This window comes from Kribbella sp. NPDC051936, from assembly GCF_040680955.1.
In the GTDB taxonomy this organism is placed as follows: domain Bacteria; phylum Actinomycetota; class Actinomycetes; order Propionibacteriales; family Kribbellaceae; genus Kribbella.
Genome location: NZ_JBFAXS010000005.1, coordinates 322,465 through 340,953 on the forward strand (window position 1 = coordinate 322,465; position 18,489 = coordinate 340,953).

The 18,489-nt window shown below is 70.5% G+C and carries 15 protein-coding genes; 1 reads left to right on the plus strand and 14 read right to left on the minus strand.

Annotated elements, in window-relative coordinates; translation table 11 throughout:
- Positions 1–3 precede the first annotated feature (3 nt).
- The 9 genes from AB0L64_RS19205 to AB0L64_RS19245 all read right to left on the minus strand — a co-directional run bounded on the left by AB0L64_RS19205 (position 4) and on the right by AB0L64_RS19245 (position 11,780).
- A complete protein-coding gene (locus AB0L64_RS19205; RefSeq protein ID WP_363711710.1) occupies positions 4–672 on the minus strand; it encodes a fasciclin domain-containing protein in 669 nt (222 codons plus the stop codon).
- 77 nt (positions 673–749) lie between these two features.
- Positions 750–2,270, minus strand: coding sequence for a molybdopterin-dependent oxidoreductase (locus tag AB0L64_RS19210; protein WP_363711712.1), 1,521 nt, complete (start codon positions 2,268–2,270; stop codon positions 750–752).
- Positions 2,271–3,362: 1,092 nt separating this feature from the next.
- Positions 3,363–4,982 (minus strand): DUF222 domain-containing protein, encoded by a 1,620-nt coding sequence (locus tag AB0L64_RS19215; protein ID WP_363711714.1) that lies wholly within the window; start codon positions 4,980–4,982, stop codon positions 3,363–3,365.
- Positions 4,983–5,704: 722 nt separating this feature from the next.
- Positions 5,705–6,703 (minus strand): hydroxyacid dehydrogenase, encoded by a 999-nt coding sequence (locus tag AB0L64_RS19220; RefSeq protein WP_363711716.1) that lies wholly within the window; start codon positions 6,701–6,703, stop codon positions 5,705–5,707.
- Positions 6,700–7,905, minus strand: coding sequence for an MFS transporter (locus tag AB0L64_RS19225; RefSeq protein WP_363711718.1), 1,206 nt, complete (start codon positions 7,903–7,905; stop codon positions 6,700–6,702). The genes AB0L64_RS19220 and AB0L64_RS19225 overlap by 4 nt, the downstream gene beginning before the upstream one ends.
- Complete coding sequence (locus AB0L64_RS19230; protein ID WP_363711720.1) at positions 7,902–9,110, minus strand: MFS transporter; 1,209 nt, start codon at positions 9,108–9,110, stop codon at positions 7,902–7,904. The genes AB0L64_RS19225 and AB0L64_RS19230 overlap by 4 nt, the downstream gene beginning before the upstream one ends.
- 87 nt (positions 9,111–9,197) lie before the next feature.
- Complete coding sequence (locus AB0L64_RS19235; protein WP_363711722.1) at positions 9,198–10,103, minus strand: hypothetical protein; 906 nt, start codon at positions 10,101–10,103, stop codon at positions 9,198–9,200.
- Positions 10,100–10,696, minus strand: a complete 597-nt coding sequence (locus tag AB0L64_RS19240; protein WP_363711723.1) for a sigma-70 family RNA polymerase sigma factor — start codon at positions 10,694–10,696, stop codon at positions 10,100–10,102. The genes AB0L64_RS19235 and AB0L64_RS19240 overlap by 4 nt, the downstream gene beginning before the upstream one ends.
- 31 nt (positions 10,697–10,727) lie before the next feature.
- Positions 10,728–11,780: a pyridoxal-phosphate dependent enzyme gene (locus AB0L64_RS19245; protein WP_363711725.1), complete on the minus strand. Its 1,053-nt coding sequence runs from the start codon at positions 11,778–11,780 to the stop codon at positions 10,728–10,730.
- 166 nt (positions 11,781–11,946) lie between these two features.
- On the opposite strand from AB0L64_RS19245, the gene AB0L64_RS19250 reads away from it, so the two are divergent.
- Positions 11,947–12,510 (plus strand): hypothetical protein, encoded by a 564-nt coding sequence (locus AB0L64_RS19250; RefSeq protein WP_363711727.1) that lies wholly within the window; start codon positions 11,947–11,949, stop codon positions 12,508–12,510.
- On the opposite strand, the gene AB0L64_RS19255 is transcribed toward AB0L64_RS19250, so the two are convergent.
- From AB0L64_RS19255 to AB0L64_RS19275, 5 genes are all read right to left on the minus strand, one after another.
- Positions 12,468–13,430: a helix-turn-helix transcriptional regulator gene (locus AB0L64_RS19255; RefSeq protein WP_363711729.1), complete on the minus strand. Its 963-nt coding sequence runs from the start codon at positions 13,428–13,430 to the stop codon at positions 12,468–12,470. The two genes, AB0L64_RS19250 and AB0L64_RS19255, sit on opposite strands and share 43 nt — an antisense overlap.
- An 84-nt stretch (positions 13,431–13,514) precedes the next feature.
- Complete coding sequence (locus AB0L64_RS19260) at positions 13,515–14,477, minus strand: glycoside hydrolase family 6 protein (protein WP_363711731.1); 963 nt, start codon at positions 14,475–14,477, stop codon at positions 13,515–13,517.
- 397 nt (positions 14,478–14,874) lie between these two features.
- The gene (locus AB0L64_RS19265) at positions 14,875–15,324 is read right to left on the minus strand and encodes a MarR family transcriptional regulator (RefSeq protein WP_363711733.1); all 450 of its coding nucleotides are present in this window, start codon (positions 15,322–15,324) and stop codon (positions 14,875–14,877) included.
- Positions 15,325–15,372: 48 nt separating this feature from the next.
- Entirely contained in the window at positions 15,373–17,169 is a 1,797-nt protein-coding gene (locus AB0L64_RS19270) for a bifunctional metallophosphatase/5'-nucleotidase (protein WP_363711735.1), read from the minus strand.
- A 123-nt stretch (positions 17,170–17,292) separates the two neighbouring features.
- Complete coding sequence (locus AB0L64_RS19275; protein ID WP_363711737.1) at positions 17,293–18,444, minus strand: ROK family protein; 1,152 nt, start codon at positions 18,442–18,444, stop codon at positions 17,293–17,295.
- Positions 18,445–18,489 lie beyond the last annotated feature (45 nt).

The window sequence follows — 18,489 nt, forward strand, 5'->3', positions numbered from 1 at the left end:
GGGTCAGCTTGCCGGGGGCATCAGCACGGAGTCGATGAGGTACACGGTAGCGTTCGCGGTCTTCACGCCGCCGCAGATCACGTTCGCGCCGTTCACCTTGAGGGCGTCGCCCGAGCCGCTCACCGTGACGTCCTGCTTCTCGACGGTCGGGTGCTTGCCGACGACCGCCATCGGGTCGAGCTGGCCGGCGACCACGTGGTACGTGAGGATCTTGGTCAGCAGCGCGTCGTTGGTCTTCAGCGTGCTCACAGTCGCGGCCGGGATCTTCGCGAACGCGGTGTCGACCGGCGCGAAGACGGTGAACTCGCCGCCGTTCAGCGTGGAGACCAGGTCGACCTTCGGGTTCAGCTTGCCCGAGACCGCCGCGACCAGCGTCGTGAGCAGCGGGTTGCCCGATGCGGCGGTGGCCACCGGCGCGGCCGCCATACCGTCGATCGAGCCGGCGCCCGACGGGTTCGCCTTCGCGTAGTCGGCGCAGCCCGGTCCGACCAGGCCGGCGGCGGCCTCACTCATCGACGGCGTGGTGCTCGTCGCCGGTGCGCTGCTGCTCGTACTGGTGGTGCTCGTACCGCCGGCGGCGCCGTTGTCGTCGTCACCACCACAGGCGGATGCGGTCATTGCGAGAGCCAGTGCGCTGAGGGCGAGACCGGCGCGGGTGAGGTGCTTGGACATGAGGTGATCTCTTTCCTGAGGAGAGTGCTGACTGAACAGTTTGGGAGTACTTCGGAGCGGGTCGCGGGCCGGATGGGTCACTCGACCATCACGACCGTGTTGTGCAGTCCGCTCGAGCCGTTCGGGCGCGGCGGCGCCTGGCGATCGGTCTGGATCTCGCCCGCCGCGTCGGTCGCGCGGACGGTCAGTTTGTGCGTGCCGGGCGTGGCGTCCCAGCGGAACGTCCACTGCCGCCAGGTGTCCGGGCCGTCCACCGGTGCGAGCCGAGCCGGTTGCCACGGGCCGTTGTCGACCCGAACCTCGACCTTGCGGATGCCGCGGTGCTGCGCCCACGCGACCCCGGCCGCGATCGCAGGCCCGGCCTTGACGGTCGCGAAAGCCTTCGGTACGTCGATCCGCGCGGACGTCTTGATCGGCGCCTCGACCGACCAGCCGCGGTCGGTCCAGTACGCGCTGAAATCCTGGAACCTGGTGACCTCGAAGTCGACGATCCACTTGGTCGCGGACACGTACCCGTACAGCCCGGGCACCACCATCCGGACCGGGAAGCCGTGCTCGAACGGCAGCGGTTCACCGTTCATCGCGACCGCGAAGATCGCGTCCCGGCCGTCGGTGAGCGCGGACAACGGCGTACCGATGGTGAGACCGTCCACGCTGGTCGACTTCACCGCGTCGGCGCCGTCCCCGACACCGGCCTCGCGCAGGACGTCCGCGATTGGCACGCCGATCCACCGGGCGTTCCCGACGTACGGCCCGCCCACCTCGTTGGACACGCAGGTCAGGGTGATGTCGCGCTCGACCAGGCGGCGTTCGAGCAGCTGGTCGAACGAGATCCGGAGCTCTTTGTCGACAAGTCCGTGGACGCGCAGTTCCCAATCCCGCGGATCGATCCGGGGCACCTGCAGCAGCGTGTCCACGCGATAGAACTTGCTGTTCGGCGTCGTGAACGGGCTGATCCCCGGTACGTCGACACTCGCGCGCGGCGGACCCGCGGCCTCCGTCGGTCGAGGAACCCGGACGCGCGCCCGGAGCTCGTTTCCAGACACTCCGACAACCCTCGTGGCGCCGGCGCTCGCCACCCCCGTCGCGGCGAGCGCCGACACGGTCAGGAGGAAGCGCCGCCGGTCGAACCCGGCCGGTTGCGCCGCTGCTGCTCGACGGGCCTTGTGAGGGCCACCACGGACCACCAGCCACATGGCGGCGACTGCGACGGCCAGCGTGACAGTTGCCGGCAGCAACCGGTCGACCAGGTTCCCGGCCGACGACCGGCTGAAGACCGCAAACACGAGACCGACCAGGCCCAACCCGCCGGCGACCCCGACCGCCGTCCGCCGCCGTCCCCGAGCGCCGATCAGACCAGCGACGGCGGCGACGATCACGAGGGCCGCGCAGATACCGACGCGGAGCAGCGGCCGATCGGCGGTCCCGAGCGACCGCACCGCCCAATCCTTCACCGACCCCGGCGCCCAGTCGATGACCTGCACACCGACCGCATCCACCGGCCACGGCCCACCGCTCAGATCGGCAACAAGATACCCAACCGCAAGCGCCACACCGGCCGCAACCACACCACCAACCGCTCCGAGAAACCTGTGCATGCACAGACCTTCGAAGCAGACGCCCCTCCGGATGGGGAGAAGAGGCTTCCTCAGAGGCCCATGTAGGCCTTTCAGGCAAGAGGTTGAGAGTGGTGGTCGGCTTCGGCGGTCAGTCGTAGGTTTGCCTGCGCGACCTGAGCGCCACCTTGCTCGTACGCAGCTCTCATCTCCACCGTGACCCCGCGGGCAGCCCGGTTCCACCCCTCGTCGACAGCCCAAGTCGTCTTCGGGGCGGCCGGCTCCGGCTCAGAGGCTCGTGTAGGCCTTTCAGGCAAGAGACTGACAGGAGGTTGAGAGTGGTGGCCGGCTTCGGCGGCCAGTCGTAGGTTTGCCTGCGCGACCTGAGCGCCACCTTGTTCGTACGCAGCTCCCACCACCCTGAGCCCGGTTCCACCCCTTGTCGACAGCCCAGGTCCGCCCTTGCGGCGGCCGGCTCCGGCCCGGCCCGTGTAGGCCTTTCAGACAAGAGATTCACAGGAGACTGAGAGTGGTGGCCGGCTTGGGCCGTCAGTCGTAGGTTTGCCTGCGCGACCTGAGCGCCACCTTGTTCGTACACCGCTCCCATCATCACCCTGACCCCGCGCGCAGCCCGCCTTCGTGGTGGCCGGCCTCGGCTCAGAAGCTCGTGTTGGCCTTTCAGGCAAGAAATTGACAGAAGATTTAGAGTGGTGACTGGCTTCGGCGGTCAGTCGTAGGTTTGTCTGCGCGACCTGAGCGCCTCGTTGCTCGTGAACCGCTTCCATCACCACCGTGACCCGCAGGCAGCCCGGTTCCGCCCTCGTCGACAGCCCAAGTCCGTCTTCGTGGCAGCCCTGTTCCGGCCCTTGCGGCGGCCGGCTCCGGGTTCGCCACGAGTGGTGGAGGACAGGCGCCGGGCTGGACATACAGGGTGCGGGTGTGGTCGGCGAGGCACGACGTGGGAGGCGGGTCCGTCCTCGAGCGGGCGGCCCCCTCACCGGTTCGGTGTGGGTGACGAGACGAGCCGCCCGCTGCCGGAGGCGGCTGGAAGGATTCCGCGGCTCCTGACCCGCCGCAGCACAACGGCCTCCTGCCCGCTTGCCTGCGGGTGGGAGGTTGTTGTGTTCTGTGGTCTCAGCCGGTGGCTGCGAAGTCGGCCGCTTGCTGGAGGGCTGCCGCGTCGGCCCGCCATCGCGAGCGGTCGGCGATGGTCGCCACCGCGACGCCCGCGGACACCCGCAGGCCGGCCTCGGTGAACCCGCTGGGGCCGGTGGGCTCGGTGGGCTCGGGCTCCTGTGAGCTTGTCCCGCTGTCTGGTGGTCGGGCGCGCGGAGGCGCGGTGCGTCGGGCGGTGGCGGGGGTGGGTGCGGGTTCGGCCCAGCTGGGGCGGGCGACGTGGACGGTGCCGTCGAGGATGGTGATGTGCCAGTGGCCCCTGTGCAGGTCGGTGTGGTGGCGGCGGCAGAGCAGGGCGAGGTTCGAGACTTTGGTGTCGCCGCCGTCGATCCAGGAGATCAGGTGGTGGGCGTCGCACATGATTGGCGGGGCTCCGCAGACCACGCAGCCGCGGTCGCGGGCGTCCAGGGCGCGGCGCATCGCCCCGGTGACGAGCCGCACGCGGCGCCCGACGTCGAGGGGTTCGGAGTTCGAGCCGAGCACCAGTGGGATGATGTTCGCGTCGCAGGCCAGCCGCCGGATCGTGGCCGCGGACAGCCCGCCGCTGTAGGCGGTGCGCCCGAGCGCGTCCGCGGTGGCGGACCTGAGGTCTTCGAGGTCGATCGTGACGGTGATGTTGGCCTTCGCGCCGTACCTGGCCACCCGACCACCCGTGCCCGCGGTGCCTGCCATGTCCCCCGTACCCGCGGCGCCTTCAGCCGCCGAAGCCGCGGCGCCCGCGGTGCCTGCCATGTCCCCTGTACCCGCGGTGCTCGCGGCGCCTTCGGTGCCGCTGGCGGGGCCGGCTGTGGGGCCGGTGGTGGGGCCGGTGGTGTCCCAGACGGCGGCGGCGGTGCTCAAGGCATCCGACAGGGCGTCGGCCTGGCGCTTGTCGCGGGGGCGGGGGTCGTGTTCGCCGTCGACGGTCTTGTGCGGGCGGGCCCCGGCGTGCACGACCGCGCGCAGCAGTTCGGCGTTCTCGTTGGCCAGGAAGCCCTTGAACTTCACGCCGTTGTCCGCGGCCGAGAGCGTCAGGGACTCGCGGGCGTAGGCCTTGTGTTCTTCGGGTTCGGGGCCGTCGGAGTCCAGCAGGTCGGCGATCTCCTTGGCGGCCGTGCGCAGTTCGCCCGGTGACAGGTGGCCGGCCAGGCCGACCAGTTGCTCCGCGGCGGCGTCCAAGTGTTCCACCGGGACCCGCGACCGGACCCGGTCGAGTCCGAACACGATCGCGGCCGCCTGCGCCGGACGCAACAGCCAGCCACCACCAGCGCCGCCAGGCGCGACGCCGGGTTCCTCGCCGGGTTCCTCGCAGGAGGCAGTGTCCTCGAGGGCGGTTGCCACGGCCGGGTAGTGCGGGGCGGTCTGGGCGAGCCGGAGGGTGCGGCGGGCGGCCGGTGGGTCCAGGCGGTACCGGAAGCGCAGGAGTTCGGCGGTGTCGCGGGCGCCGAGCTCCTCGGCGTAGCCGGTGGACTCGATGGCGGCGACCACGGTCAACCGGTAGGACTCCAGGCGGGCGAGCTCGGCTTCCAGCGTGTCGAGGGTGGACAGCAGTTCGCCGCCACTCATCGACCACGCCGGCCGCTCGCCAAGAAGTTCCATGGCATTGACTCTAGACGGCGCCACCGACAGTTTCCGAGCTGGAATCCCCTTATTTTGTGGGCTGTTTGTGGGCCCACACCAGCAAACACCACCAGCCCTCAGGACTCAGGGCCCGGCGGGCTGGTCGACCCGCCACGGGAGAAGAATTGCAGGCAGTCAGGCGCGCTGCCGTCGGCTGTCTGCGCGGTTCCCGGTCGTACCAGGGTGCCGTCGACTAGCCCGTCGCGATTGGCGAACACGCTGGTCAACTCGGGTCGTGCTGCAGAGCACTTGGTCGAGCCGCGGCATGATCACCCGGTGGATCCGCGACACCGTCCAGGTCTGTCAGGACCTTCTGAGGTTGTACCAGCACGACCTGCCGGCTGGCCCAGAACCCGCCGTCGGGCTTCGAGGACCTCGAAGCCCGACGTCGCGATCGAGCCCGAGTGGAGACTGATACCGCCTCGACCCACCTGCAGGAAGTTGCTGAAGCGTGGTAACTCCAATTCTCCTGACGCGGTGGGGCGATTCCTGTTCCCTGCGCTGACTGTCGCTGGCCCGGCAAGCGCAGCCACGCACCCAACTCCCGCTCTATCTTCTCTTGTTCTTCTTCTCTTAAGGACCTCCGCCAGGCGGGCCTCCGCTGCGACATCTCTCTCGCGATCGCCAACGCAAGAACCCATCACCACCTCGACGGTCTCCGCCGCCAGGCTCTCCGGACGGTCTCGGCGGGGGTCTGCTGGTTAGCCCATTCGGGCCAGGGCGGCCTGGGTCAGCTCGTATTGGAGGGGGCGGCCGGATGCATAGTGTTCGATTTCGTTGATGGTGATTTCGCCCATTTCGAAGTAGCACTCGACGGTGGCGGCGGCCTGGTGGGGGGTGAGGAGGACGTTGGGTAGGCCGCGGAACGGGTTGTCGGGTGGGAGGGGTTCCTCGTCGAAGACGTCCAGGGCGGCGTCGATCCGGCCGGTGCGGAGTTCCTCGACCAGTGCGGCGGTGTCGACCAGCCAGGAGCGGGCGGTGTTGATCAGCGCGGCGCCGTCCGGCATCAGCGCGAGTTCGCGGGCGCCGATCAGGTGGTGGGTCTCGGGCAGGGTCGGCGCGTGCAGGGCGACGACCCGGCTGGTGCGCAGCAGTTCGTCCAGCGCGGTACGACGTACGCCGAGTTCGGCCGCCCGCTCGTCGGTGAGATAGGGATCGTGGACGACGACCTCGTGAGCCCGCAGCGCGACGAGCATCCGGATGTACTCGACACCGGTCCGGGACGCCCCGACGACGCCGATCCGCGACGCCGTGAGGCCGTGCTGCGGAGGTACGGCGTTCCGCCACGCACCGGCGTGCATCTGGTGATCGAACCGCTGGATGCGGTGCAGCATGCTCAACGTGAACGCCAGTGACACCTCCGCGACCGGCTCCGCCATCGCCTGACCCGCCTGTGTGATCCGCAGCCCGCGCCGGAACACCTCCTCGGTGACGAAATGCTTCACCGAGGACGCACTGTGCGCGATCAGCCGCAACCGCTCCGCGTGATCGAGTACCGCCGCGGTGAGCGGCGTCGCACCCCACGACGTGATCAGTACGTCGGCCCCGGGCAGCGCCGCCGTCAACGCGTCCGCATCGCCCGGATCGTCCAGGACGACGACCTCCCCGAGCGCTTCCAGCCGCGCCATACTCTCCGGCGCGAACACCATCTCCCGGTACGACGGGGTCGCCGCCAGGACAATGCGCAGTTTTCCGGTCATGGCCGAATTCTAGGCACGCGGGACACCGTCAGGTGCAGCACCAGCGTGCCGGCGAGGACGACGGCCGCGATGCCGAGCAGATCGTGCGGTGCGGATCCGGCCGTGAGCGCGAGCCCGCCGAGGGCGCTGCCGAGCGCGGACCCGAGCGAGATCGCGCTCCCGTTCAGCGCCATCAGGATCGCCGGGGACTCGGGCGCGAGGCCGGCGAGGCGGACCTGCTGCGGTACGGCGGCGCCGCCGTTGCCGATGCCCTGGGCGAAGAACCAGCTCACGGCGATCACGGCGAGCGCGGCGGCCGAGGTGAGCATCAGGCCGGCCATTCCGAGAATCGAGTTCAGCAGCAGGAAGACCAGGACGACGGTGAGGACGCGCGGTGCGGCGAAGCGGTCGGCCAGCCGGCCGGTGACGGCGTTCCCCAGCGCACTGGCGACGCCGTACCCGAACATGATCACGACGATCATCCAGCCGGCCGGGAAGGACGGGCCGAGGATCAGGACGGCGTACGTGAAGCAGGTGAAGCTGCCGGTCAGGATGCCGGTGGTGACGAGCAGCGCGCCGACCAGCCGGGGTCGGGCGACCGGCCGAAGCTGGTCGGTGAGCCGCCCGGCCGGGAGTTGCCGGCGGGGAAGGCCGCGCAGGATGCCAGCCAGCGCGACGACGCCCATCGCGGCGACCAGGATCATCGGGTAGCGCCAGCTGGACTGACCGATCAGCAGCCCGAACGGTACGCCGAGGGCGGTCGCGGTCAGCAACCCGCCGAGCACGAACGACAACGCCTTCCCGCGGTGCCGGACCGGCGTCACAGCGATCACGTAGCCGCTCACGGCGGCGTTCAGCAGGCAGGCGCCGAGCGCCGCCAGCACCCGGCCGGCGAACGCGACCGGGTACGTCGTCGCGAGCCCGACGACGAGGTTGCCGAGCACGAACACGGCCAGCGCGGCGGCGATCGTCGTCCGCCGCTCCCACCGCGAGGTCACCGCTCCGAGCACCGGGCCTGCAAATGCCGCGGTCAGCGCGAAGGCGGACATCAATTGACCCGCGGCCGCCACACTCACGTGCAGGTCCTCGGCGATGCTGGGCAGCAACCCGGTCAGGACGTAGCCGTCGATCCCCATCGAGAAGGTCGCGACCGCCAGCCAGGCCAACGGCCGGTACGAGAACTCCTGATCCGCATCCGTCTCAGCGGCGCACGTCTCCGTCACCCGACGGCAACTTTTGAGGCACGGGTGACGAGCGTATGCAGTCCGACGGTGAGCGCAAGTACGACGGCGGAGACGCCGAGCAGGCCGTTCGGCGCCGCGCCCGCGGTCAGCGCAACACCGCCCAGGCCGCTGCCGAGCGCCGATCCGAGCGAGATCGCGCTGCCGTTGAGCGCCATCACGATCGCGGCCGAGTCGGGCGCCATCTGCGCCAGCCGGGCCTGCTGCGGCACGGCCGCGCCGCCGTTGCCGACACCGGCCGAGAAGAACCAGATCAGCCCCCAGACGGCCGCGACCACAGCCGGCGCGAACATCAGCGCGATCATGCCCAGGACGGCGTTCAGCAGCAGCCCGACGAGTACGACGGTCAGCACCCGCAGCGCGGTGAACTTGTCGACCAGCCGGCCCGTCACCGCGTTGCCGGCCATGCTCGAGACGCCGTACCCGAACATGATCAGGATGATCGCCCACTCGGCGTGGAAGTGCGGGCCGAGGATCAGCGTCGCGTACGTGAAGCAGGCGTAGCTGCTGCACAGGATGCCGGTGGTGACGAGCAGCCCGGCGACCAGCCGCGGCTGCCCGAGCGGGCGGAGGCGTTCGACCAGGGTCCCGCCCGGCAGATGGAGCTGAGGCAGCCGGAGCATGATGCCGAGCAGCGCGATCGTGCCGACGGCCGCGACCAGGATCATCGGGAACCGCCAGCTGGACTGCCCGAGGACCAGCCCGATCGGTACGCCGAGCGCGGTCGCGGTCATCCAGCCGCCGAGCACGAACGACAACGCCTTTCCGTGGTGCCGGACCGGCGTCAGCGCGATCACGTACCCGGTGACCGCGGCGTTCAGCAGACTGCCGCCCAGCGCGGACAGCACCCGGCCGCCGAGCGCCATCGGGTAGTTCGCGGCGAGCCCGACGACCAGGTTGCCGAGCACGAAGACCCCGAGCGACAGCACGATCGTCGTCCGGCGCTCCCACCGCGACGTCAGCGTGCCGAGGACGGGGCCCGCCAGCGCGGCGGTGAACGCGAACACCGCCATCAGCTGGCCCGCGGCCGCCGGTGTGACCTCGAGGTCGCCCGCGATCTGCGGCAGCAGTCCGGCCAGCACATAGCCGTCGATGCCCATCGAGAACGTCGCGACCGCCAGCCAGATGAACGGGCGGTAGGAGAAGTCCCGCCCCTCCGCCGCGTCGGCGGGTCGCGTTTCCGTCATCTGCCAATCTCACCCCGAGCGGATCGCCCTCGGCAAGAGGAATTTGATCAATTCTGCAGAAAACGGCCCGACTACGATCACCGATGGTCAGGACGGCCAGCGGTACTCGACACACTCCGGCTTGACCGGCGGACTCGGAGTGAACGTGTGCCGGCCGTTCGGCAGGGTGACGTTCACGTACGGACAGGTGACCGGAGCGGCTGCGGGGTTCGGGCCGCTGTCGGTGAAGAGCAGGGCGCCCGCGGCGTCGTACCCGCGAATCACGAAGTCCCCGCGGCCGGGGTCGTCGGCGTCGTACGGGCCCCAGTCCGTGCGGCCGACGGTCGGCGCGAACCAGAATCCGTCCTGCAGGAGAGCATCGATCGGCTGCTGCCCCTTCGGCTGGACGGTGACCCGGGCGACCGTCTGCGTGTACACGCCCGCGTTGCGAGCGATCCGCATCCCGGGCGCGCCGCTCAGGATCGCGCCCGGTGAGAACCGGATGCTGGGCTCACTGATCACGCCGCCGGCCGTGCGACTGCACAGCCAGTACGCCGGATGGCTCCGCTCGGGCATCGGATGCCGGCCGATCGTCGGATACGTCTGGAGGCCGGAGCCGATCAGCCAGGTGCTGACGACGTCCGGATCCTTCACGTCGGTGAACTCGAAAGCCTTCACCACCTTGTAGTCCGTGAACGGGTGCGGGAGGGACTTGCTGGTGATCCGGTTCGCCTCGGCCAGGCACTGGGTACGCAGGGAGTCGGCCTCCGAGGCCGTCAACGCCCTGACGGCGCGCGGCCCGCCCGCGGGCGGCGCGGCCTCGGTGCGGAACGCCCGGACGCCGAGCGCGAGGCCGGCCACCACCGCGAGCACCGCCGCGGCCGCGAGCGCCGGGGCCAGGATCCGCCGGCGTGGGGGCTCGGACTCGATCGCCGCCAGCAGGTCGGCGCGCATCCGCTCGTGCGTCCCGGGCGGCAGCGACCGGTCGGGCCGGCGGGTGAGCAACTCGTTCATGACATGTTCTCCAAGGACTCCGACGGTACGGCGACACTGAGATCGCGAAGGCGCTTGCGGGCCCGGGCCAGCCGGGACTTCACGGTGCCGAGCGGTACGTCGAGCGCGACCGCCGCGGACTGTGCGTCGAGACCGCTCCAGAAGCACAGCTCGACGATCTCCTGCTCGTGCCGTGGCAGCGTCCGCAGCAGCTCCCGCAACCGCTGTGCGTCCCGCTCGTCGTCGATCCGGGCAGCCACCCGGTCGGCGTGATCCGGCTCGTCCGTCGCCGGTACCTGCCGGTTGAGGTTGAGCCACCGGAACCGTTGCCGGCGCCGTTCGTTGCGCACTACGAAGTCCGCGGTCCGCAACAACCACGGCAACGCCGAGTCGTGCACCAGCACGACCTCGCTGCGCCGCCGCCACGCGTGCAGGAACACCAACGAGGTCAGGTCCTCGGCATCACTCCACGACCCGATCCGCCGGAACACGAAGTTGTACACGGCCGTGGCATGCCGATCGAACAGGACGCCGAACACCTCCGGCTCCCCGCCCGCACCCCGCCGCCACAACTCCTCGTCGCCCACCGCCACCTCCGGATCGTCCGCATTCACCCGGTATGTGTCCCGGCCCGGGAGCCGGGGTTCATCGTTCGGTGTTGACGAGAACGACTGCGGTGGACGGGCGCAGGTCGGTTGCCTGGAGGGCGGCGAGGGTGGCGGCGCCGCAGGGGCCGGTACGGACGTGGTGGGAGTGCAGGAGGACCTGGGCGGCGCGGGTCTCGGCGTCGGTGACGGCGACGGCGGCGTCGAGACCGTTCCGGATGGCGGGCCAGGCGATGGTGGAGACGGTTCCGCAGTTGAGGCCGGCCATGATCGTCGGGGCGGACGTGTCGACGGTGACCGGGTGCCCGGCGGCGAGGGACTCGGTGACGCAGGCGGCGGTGACCGGTTCGGCGGCGAGGATCGACGTACGGCGGCCCGGGGTCCGGTAGTGCTCGATGGCGGACTGGAGCAGCGAGCCGACGCCGGCCGGGACCACGACGAGCCCGATGCCGGCCGGATGCTGTTCGTCGAGCTCCGCGAAGAGCGTCGAGTACCCGGCGACGATTGATCGCGGCACGTCCTCGTACCCGGGCCAGGCGGTGTCCTGGATGAGTACGTCGTCGGCGTGCACACTCGCCGCGGCAGCACGGACGGCGTCGTCGTACGACAGGTCGGTGCTGACGACGTCCGCGCCCTCGTCGCGGATCGCCTGTACCGGCTCCGCGGGCAGACCGGCCGGGATGTAGATGCGCGACCTCAGCCCGAGCAGCCGCGCGAGGTACGCGAGCGCCCGCCCGTGGTTGCCGTCCGTCGCGGTCACCAGCGTGATCCGCCTGTCCGCGACCAGCGCGGCCAGTTCCGCGAAGGTCCGCGCCGGGCCGAGCGCCCGGTTGACCGCCCACGAAGCGCCGAGCACCTTGAACGCCGGCAGTCCGAACCGGTTCGACTCGTCCTTCACCCAGAGGCTCCCGACCCCGAGCGACCCGGCGAGCGCAGGCACCTCGACGAGCGGCGTCACGGCGTAACCCGGCATGCTCCGGTGGAACTCGAGCGCGGACTCCCGCACACCCGGCGCGATCCAGCCCGCAGCCTCAGAGTTGGTTGCCCAGGGCCTCGGTCCGCGGAGACCGGCCGTACGACGAGGTTCGTTCATGGTCCGAGTCTGCCGTGGGCGCAGCTGACGCCGGAATGCGAAGCCGCGCGCCGAGAGGCGAAGGCCGTGCTGGCGCTCCGGATCAGGGCGTGGGTCAATCGGGCTCAGCACGCCGACGGGTCGGGTCGACGCCCCTGCCCCGCCGGCAACCTGGGGGAGGGCAGCGATGGACGGACTGGCCCAGCAGTATCGAGCCCGGCTGGAGGGGTTGCTCGGTGAGCCGGTGATGGTCGACGACCCGCTGATCACGACCGCGCAGGCCGCGGTCCTGCTCGGGGTGGCGCCGCAAAGAGTCGCCGGGCTGGTCCGGGCCGGGCACCTGCCGGCCCGGTCCCGGACGCACCGCCGGCTGCTGCTGTCGGACGTGGTCCGGTGTGGTCTCGACCAGTGGATGTCGGTCGCGGAAGCCGGCGCCATGCTCGGGCTCGGGCAGACCGGCGTACGGCGGCTGATCACGGCCGGACTGCTGGCCACACACGGCAGGGAACTGCCGCTGCGGCGCAACGACGTCGAGGTGCTGGCGGTGCTGCGCCGGGGCTGGTTGACCTTGTCGACGGCGGCGAGTGCGCTCGGGATGGGCGTCGACGACATTCAGCAGATGCTGCGCGCTCGTCGCCTCACACACACGTGCGACGTGGCCCGGCCGGTGTACCGGCACGAGATCGCCACCATGCTGACCGCGCGCCGTCAGGTGCGCTCGCGCAGTGTCGTCCCGGGGGACCGCCCGTAGGTTTCCCGGTAGTGGCGGGTGAACCACCCTGTCGACGTGAATCCCCAGCGGAGCGCGATCCCGGCGACCGTCTCGCCGGGCCCAGCGTCCTGGAGCTCGCGATGCACGCGCTCCAGACGCACCCGGCGCAGGTACTCGCGGGGCGTGCACCCGAGGTGCCGGCGGAAGGCGTACTGCAGCGCGCGAGCGCCGGTTCCAGCGGCCGACGCGATGTCCTCGATCGTGATCGGCCGGTCGGCGTTGGCGTCCACGAACGCGACCGCGCGGCGCAGGGTCGCCGTACCGACCGCTCCTGGGGACGCCACGTGCGTCAGCTGCATCGTGGCGTTCGGGAAGGCCGCGAGCATCGACGAGGCGACGTGCTCGACCAGCTGGCCCGCGACCAGCGGGTGCTCGGCGACCGACGGTGCCGCGGCCAGGGTCCGCCGGACGAAGCCGGTGAGGACCTGCCAATGGGTGTTCATCGCCCGCGACACCGGCCGGCCGCCGACCGGCCAGAGGTCCTTCGGTACGACGTCGAAGTGGCGTGCTGCGGCGCGGGCGACGTCCTCCTGCCCGATGCGGATCACGACCCCCTCCAGCGGCTGTGACCGGAATTGCGTCCCGTCCTGGACCGAGTAGAGGAAGCAGTCGCCCGCGACGAGGGTGTGGTCGTCGATCCCCAGCCGGCCCTTGACGAGGCAGATCGCGGTGAGGTCCCGCCACGGGTCGGTGACCGCGTCGAACCGCATCTGCATCCGGCACCGGTCAGCGCCGACGCCCGCGCACTCCGCCGTGCTCAGCGCAAGTGAGCCGCTGTCCGGATTCCTCCCGACCAAGCGTGTCCGGTTCGGGTAGACCTGGTTCAGCAACTGCATCGTCGCGTCGAGCCCGCTGCTGCGGACACTGTCCCGCCGCACTTCCACGGACCGAGGCGTCATCACGTATTCATACACCCGCGATTACGAGACGTGACAGCCTCAGAGCGTGTCTGTGGTCTGACCGACGGTAGTTGACTCCTCCCGCTAGTTTCCGTTGATCAGGTGTACGGCGAGGTCGGGGCTGAACGTGCCGGCCGGGATGCCGGTGCCGATGCCGCAGTCACCGTCGGAATCGCCGGGGACCTTGATCCACAACAGCATCTCGGCTCCGCCGCCGGTCTGGGCGGTGACGCCGAGCTTGCGGCCGGGCGGGTTGCACCAGTCGCTGCCCGCGCCGTTGCCGTTCCGGCTGGTGTCGACGACGAACGGCTTCGCCGCCGACAGGTGGCTGTTGACCGCGTTGCCGTAGCCCACCGTCTGCGCGGTGGTGTAGTAGTTCGAGACGTTGAGCGCGAAGCCGTGCGCGTTCGCCAGGCCCGCGCCGTTCAGCCGCTGCGCCATCACGTCGGCGGCCACCCACCCGGCGTTGCCGCCGTCCAGGTACGCCCACGCGTTCGGGGCCAGATCCTTGAACTGCTGTACGGCGTAGCTGAGCATGCCGTTGCGCTCGGCGATCTGGTCCCGGTTCATGCAGTTGAAGTCACCGAGCGCGTCGGGCTCGATCACGACCACCGCCGGGCGGTTGCCGATGGCAACGGCGAAGTCGTGGATCCAGGTGCGGTACGCCGCCGGTGTGCCGGCGCCGCCGCCCGAGTGGCCGCCGCACGCGTCCCGTCCGGGGATGTTGTACGCGACCAGCACGGGCAGCTTGTCGGCGGCGTCCGCGGCCCCGACGAAGCTCCCGACCGCGGTGCCGATCGGGTTGCTCCAGTTGCCGAACCAGCGCGCCATCGGCTTGGACGCGATCGAGTTCTGAATCGCGGTCCGGCGGCTGTCGCCGGAGTTGCTGCGGACCCAGACGGCCGGGTTCGAGTTCGGGTCGACGTAGAAGCCGCTGGTCAGCTGGACGGGGTTGCCGGTGGTGGCGGCGCCGGCGCCCTGGTGGGCCGGAACGACCGCGGCGAGGGCGAGGCCGGCCGCGACCAGGCCTCTGACGATCCATCGCATGTGCTGCTCCTGTCTCGAGATGGGGGCGGATACTCCGGGAGCGCTTCCAGTTTTCGTGCCGTTCCCGATCGTGTCGGACCAGCCGCCGGTCGTCAACAGCCCGTGACTGGTCACCAGAAACTGCACGCAACCTCAGTTCCCGCCTCCGAGAGCGCTTCCAACCAAAAGGGTGGGCAGGCCTCTGGCCGCAGTCACTGACGCACGAGCAGCAGGTCGCCGTGCTCGCGGAGGCGCTCGGCCGGTCGCTCGTGTTCCAGGAAGTTCCGGTACGAGCGCGGCACCGGGCAACCGGCCGAGGTCACCGACGAGGTGCGGCGCGTCCTCGGTCGTCCGGCCTGGACCTTGGCGCAGTGGGTCGCCGATCACGCAGCTGCGTTCGGCGGTGTGTTCGGCGGTGTCAGGTAGCCGCGAGCTTCGCGGTGGACGTCTCGCCGGCTTCCGCGCAGCGGCGCAGGAAGCCGGCGATCAGGTCGAGCTCGTCCTCGGAGTAACTGGCGCAGATCCGGTCGACCGCGCTGTTCATTCCGCGGTACAGCTGGTAGACCTCGGCCGCGCGGTCCTTGACGACGCTGACCGTCACCCGCCGGCGGTCGGCCTGGTCACGGTCGCGGACGATCCAGCCGCCGCGCTCGAGCCGGTCCAGGATGCCGGTCATCGTGGCCGGGTGGATCCCGGAGCGCCGGGCCAGGACGCTCGGGGTGAGCGCCCCGTCCCGGGCGAGGACGTCCAGGCAGTCCAGCTCGGCGTCCTTCAGCGAGAGCTGGTAGCCGACGTGATGGTTCAGCAGCGCGAGCTGGACCCGCAGGTCCCGCAACGCGGTCCGGATCTCGGCACTGCGCTTCGGCATACTTCCGCTCTCGTATCATCCGAGTTTCAGATCATCTCGGACAGCAGCCTAGCTCACCGGAACCGCGCGGCCGAGCGGTGCGGGCGTCAGCACCGGGTGGGCGCGAAGGAAGGAGATGAAGCCTTCGTGGTCGCGGTCGTTGCGGACCGGGTCGGTGAAGCCCTTGAAGACCGTGGTCCCGTCGCCGCCGATCAGCGTGTAGGCCAAGGCGGCGACCCGGTAGTCGCGGTTCAGATCGAGCGGCGTCCCGTCGATCAGGACGGTCGCGGGGTCGACGCGCTGACCGATCGGCTTGGTCTTGTCGTAGCTGTAGCTGACGTTGTGCGACACCGCGAACGGCGCGAACTTCTCGGTCCCGTCGGCCTGCGGCACCCACTGGGCCTCGAAGGCGGCGTGCAGTTGGGTGCCAGGCAGTGTCACGGTCAGGATCGGGTTGCCGTACCCGAAGGCGCCCCAGGCCTCGCCGAACAGCACCGTGCCGTCCACGTCGGACGCGTTGCTGCCCTTGGCGAAGAGCAGGTCGCCGGTCAGCGCGTTCGACCCCGAGACCGGCTTGACCGAGATCAGGGCCAGGTCGGCGCAGCCGTCGCGGTGCTGGTTCGCGTCCCAGTAGGCGAAGTCTGCGGCCAGGTTGCCCATCGTGCTCTCGCCCGACGTGTTCGGCGTCCGGGTGAAGTCGGCGGTGACCCGGGCCAGCGGCGTCGCGTACCGCTTCTTGCCCTGGGCGGTCCAGTAGTCGGCGATGTACTGCAGTTCCTCGTCGAGCGGTACGTCGCGGGAGTTCGCGTGATTCGTCGAGCGGGTGAGCTCGCGGATCACCTCGCCGGTGCGCGGGTCCAGCTTCAGGTTGATCTCGTTGATCAGCGACCCGTGGTTGCCGGCCTCGACCACCGGCCGCGGTACGCCGTTCGGGTCCGGGACCATCATGTTGAACCGGCAGTGCCAGTGGCCGGTGACGATCGCGCAGATGTCCGGCGACGCGTTCGCGGCGAGCTGGAACACCGGCCCCGACGGGTTCGTGCCCGCGTTGTAGTCGTTGCCGGCGACGCCGCCGTCGTGGATGTTGATGACGATCGCGTTGACCCCGCGCTTCTTGAGCTGGGCGGCCAGCTTGTTCGCCTGCTCGAGGTCGGACAGTGACCGCAGCCCGGGCTGGTACGACGTGGAGCCGACCTCGCTGCCCACCAGGGTCAGGTGGATGAACGCGATCGGCAGCTTCCGGCCGTGCCCCGCGTCGACCCACTCGATGTTGTACGGCGGCACGATCGTCTTGCCGGTGTCCGCATGCACGATGTTCGCGGTGTAGAAGCGGAAGTTCGCGCCCTGGAAGCGCTGCCCGGTCGAGTCGACGAAGTTGTCGTCGCGCCCGCTGACCGGGTACGGCTTGCCGCGCTCCATGTGGTCGACGAGGAACTCGACCGAGTGGTCGAGTTCGTGGTTGCCGACGGTGCTGAACTGCAGGCCCATCGCGTTCAGCGCCTCGATGGTCGGCTCGTTCGCGTGCGCGTCGACCTCGAACGGCCAGCCGTTGAAGTTGTCGCCGGAGGAGAAGAAGATCGAGTTCGGTTGGCCCTCGCGGAGCCGCTTCAGGTGCGTCGCCAGGTACCCGGCGCCGCCGACGGTGACCTGGACGCCGCCGGCACCGGTGATCACGCTGCCCTGGCTGGGCGTCGTCGGCTGCAGGTAGCCGTGGAAGTCGGTGATGTTCAGCAGTTGCACGTCGACGTACTCCGAGGTGTCGTCGAGCGCGTGCGGCGTGGCGTAGGCGACGTCACCGACCGCGGTGGCGGTGGCGATCGCGCCGGTGGCGGTGAGGAACGTCCGGCGGCGGATCCGACTGTTCACGGCAAACCTGCTTCCTGGCGGGAGGGTGCGCGTTAGTGCGCAATTATCGCCTGTTTGCGACATTATTAGCTGCCGGACCGGACATGCGTCAACGGCCCGATGAACAATCGGCCAACGTGCTCGTCAGATGCTGCGCGCGGACAACCGGGGGAGCGGGCCGCGGCCGGCAGCCAGCAGCCGGGCGTCGATCGCGTCCTGCGCGAGGCTGGCGGCGCCGAGCGCGACGCACAGCGCGCCGAGCGACGACGCGTGCAGCTCGGGGACCCGTGGACAGATCCGCTCGAGCTCGGCGGTGAGCGGCTCCATGAGGACGTCGGCCGCCTGCGAGAACGCCCCGCCGAGCACGAGCAGCCGCGGGTCGACGATCGCGATCGCCGTCGCGGCGGCCACCGCCATCGCGCGGGCGTACTTCCGGACGGCCGCCCGCGCGGCGCTGTTCCCGTCGCGGGCGGCGGCGAACGCGCGCTCGGCCTTGTCCACCGTGGGAATTTCCGCCGGTACGACGGTGTGCAGGTGCTCGAGCGCGGCCTCCCAGGCGACGCCGCGCAGCGCGGACATGTCGGCTGCTGCGCCGTACGCACCGCGTCGCAGCTGCCCGTCGAGCACCAGCGCCAAGCCGGTGCGGCGTCCTGCGTGCAGGAACACCATGTCCGACGCGTGCTGCGCGCCGCCGCGACGCAGCTCGGCCAGCGCCGCGAGCTGGCTGTCGTTGTCGACGACAACGAGTTGCGCCGGGAAGTGGCCGGCGAGGTCGGTGCCGGCCCAGTCCGGGATCGCGTTGGCCCGGACGACGGTGCCGGCCGGGTCCACCAGGCCGGTGGTGCCGACGCCGACCGCCCACACCCGCGAGACCGGTACTCCGGCTTCGCGCGCGCAGTCGGCGATTACCTGGTCGGCAGTGGCCAAGCGTTTCTTCCGTGGTGTCTGCGGCGTGACGGAACGCCGTACGTCCGCGAGCATCCGTCCGTCGAGATCGGTCAGCACCGCACGGATCGAGAACGCGCCGATGTCGAGGCCGGCGACGTACCCGGCCTCCGCGCGGAACCGGTAGCTGCGCGCCGGCCGGCCGCGACCGCGGATCGCCGGACTCTCCTCGACCAGCCACTGCCGCGCCACGAGGCTTGCCAGCACCTCTTCGACCGCGGTCCGGCCGAGCCCGCTGCGCTCCACGATCTGAGCGACCCGCAACTCCCCGGCACCCCGCACCGACGCCAGCACCGCCCGCTCGTTCAACTGCCGCAGGCGAGACTGGTCGCCACCGTCCGAGGGCCCCATGATCGAGCCAGCTTAGGCCCTGTCTGGTGATCCATCGCGTACTGC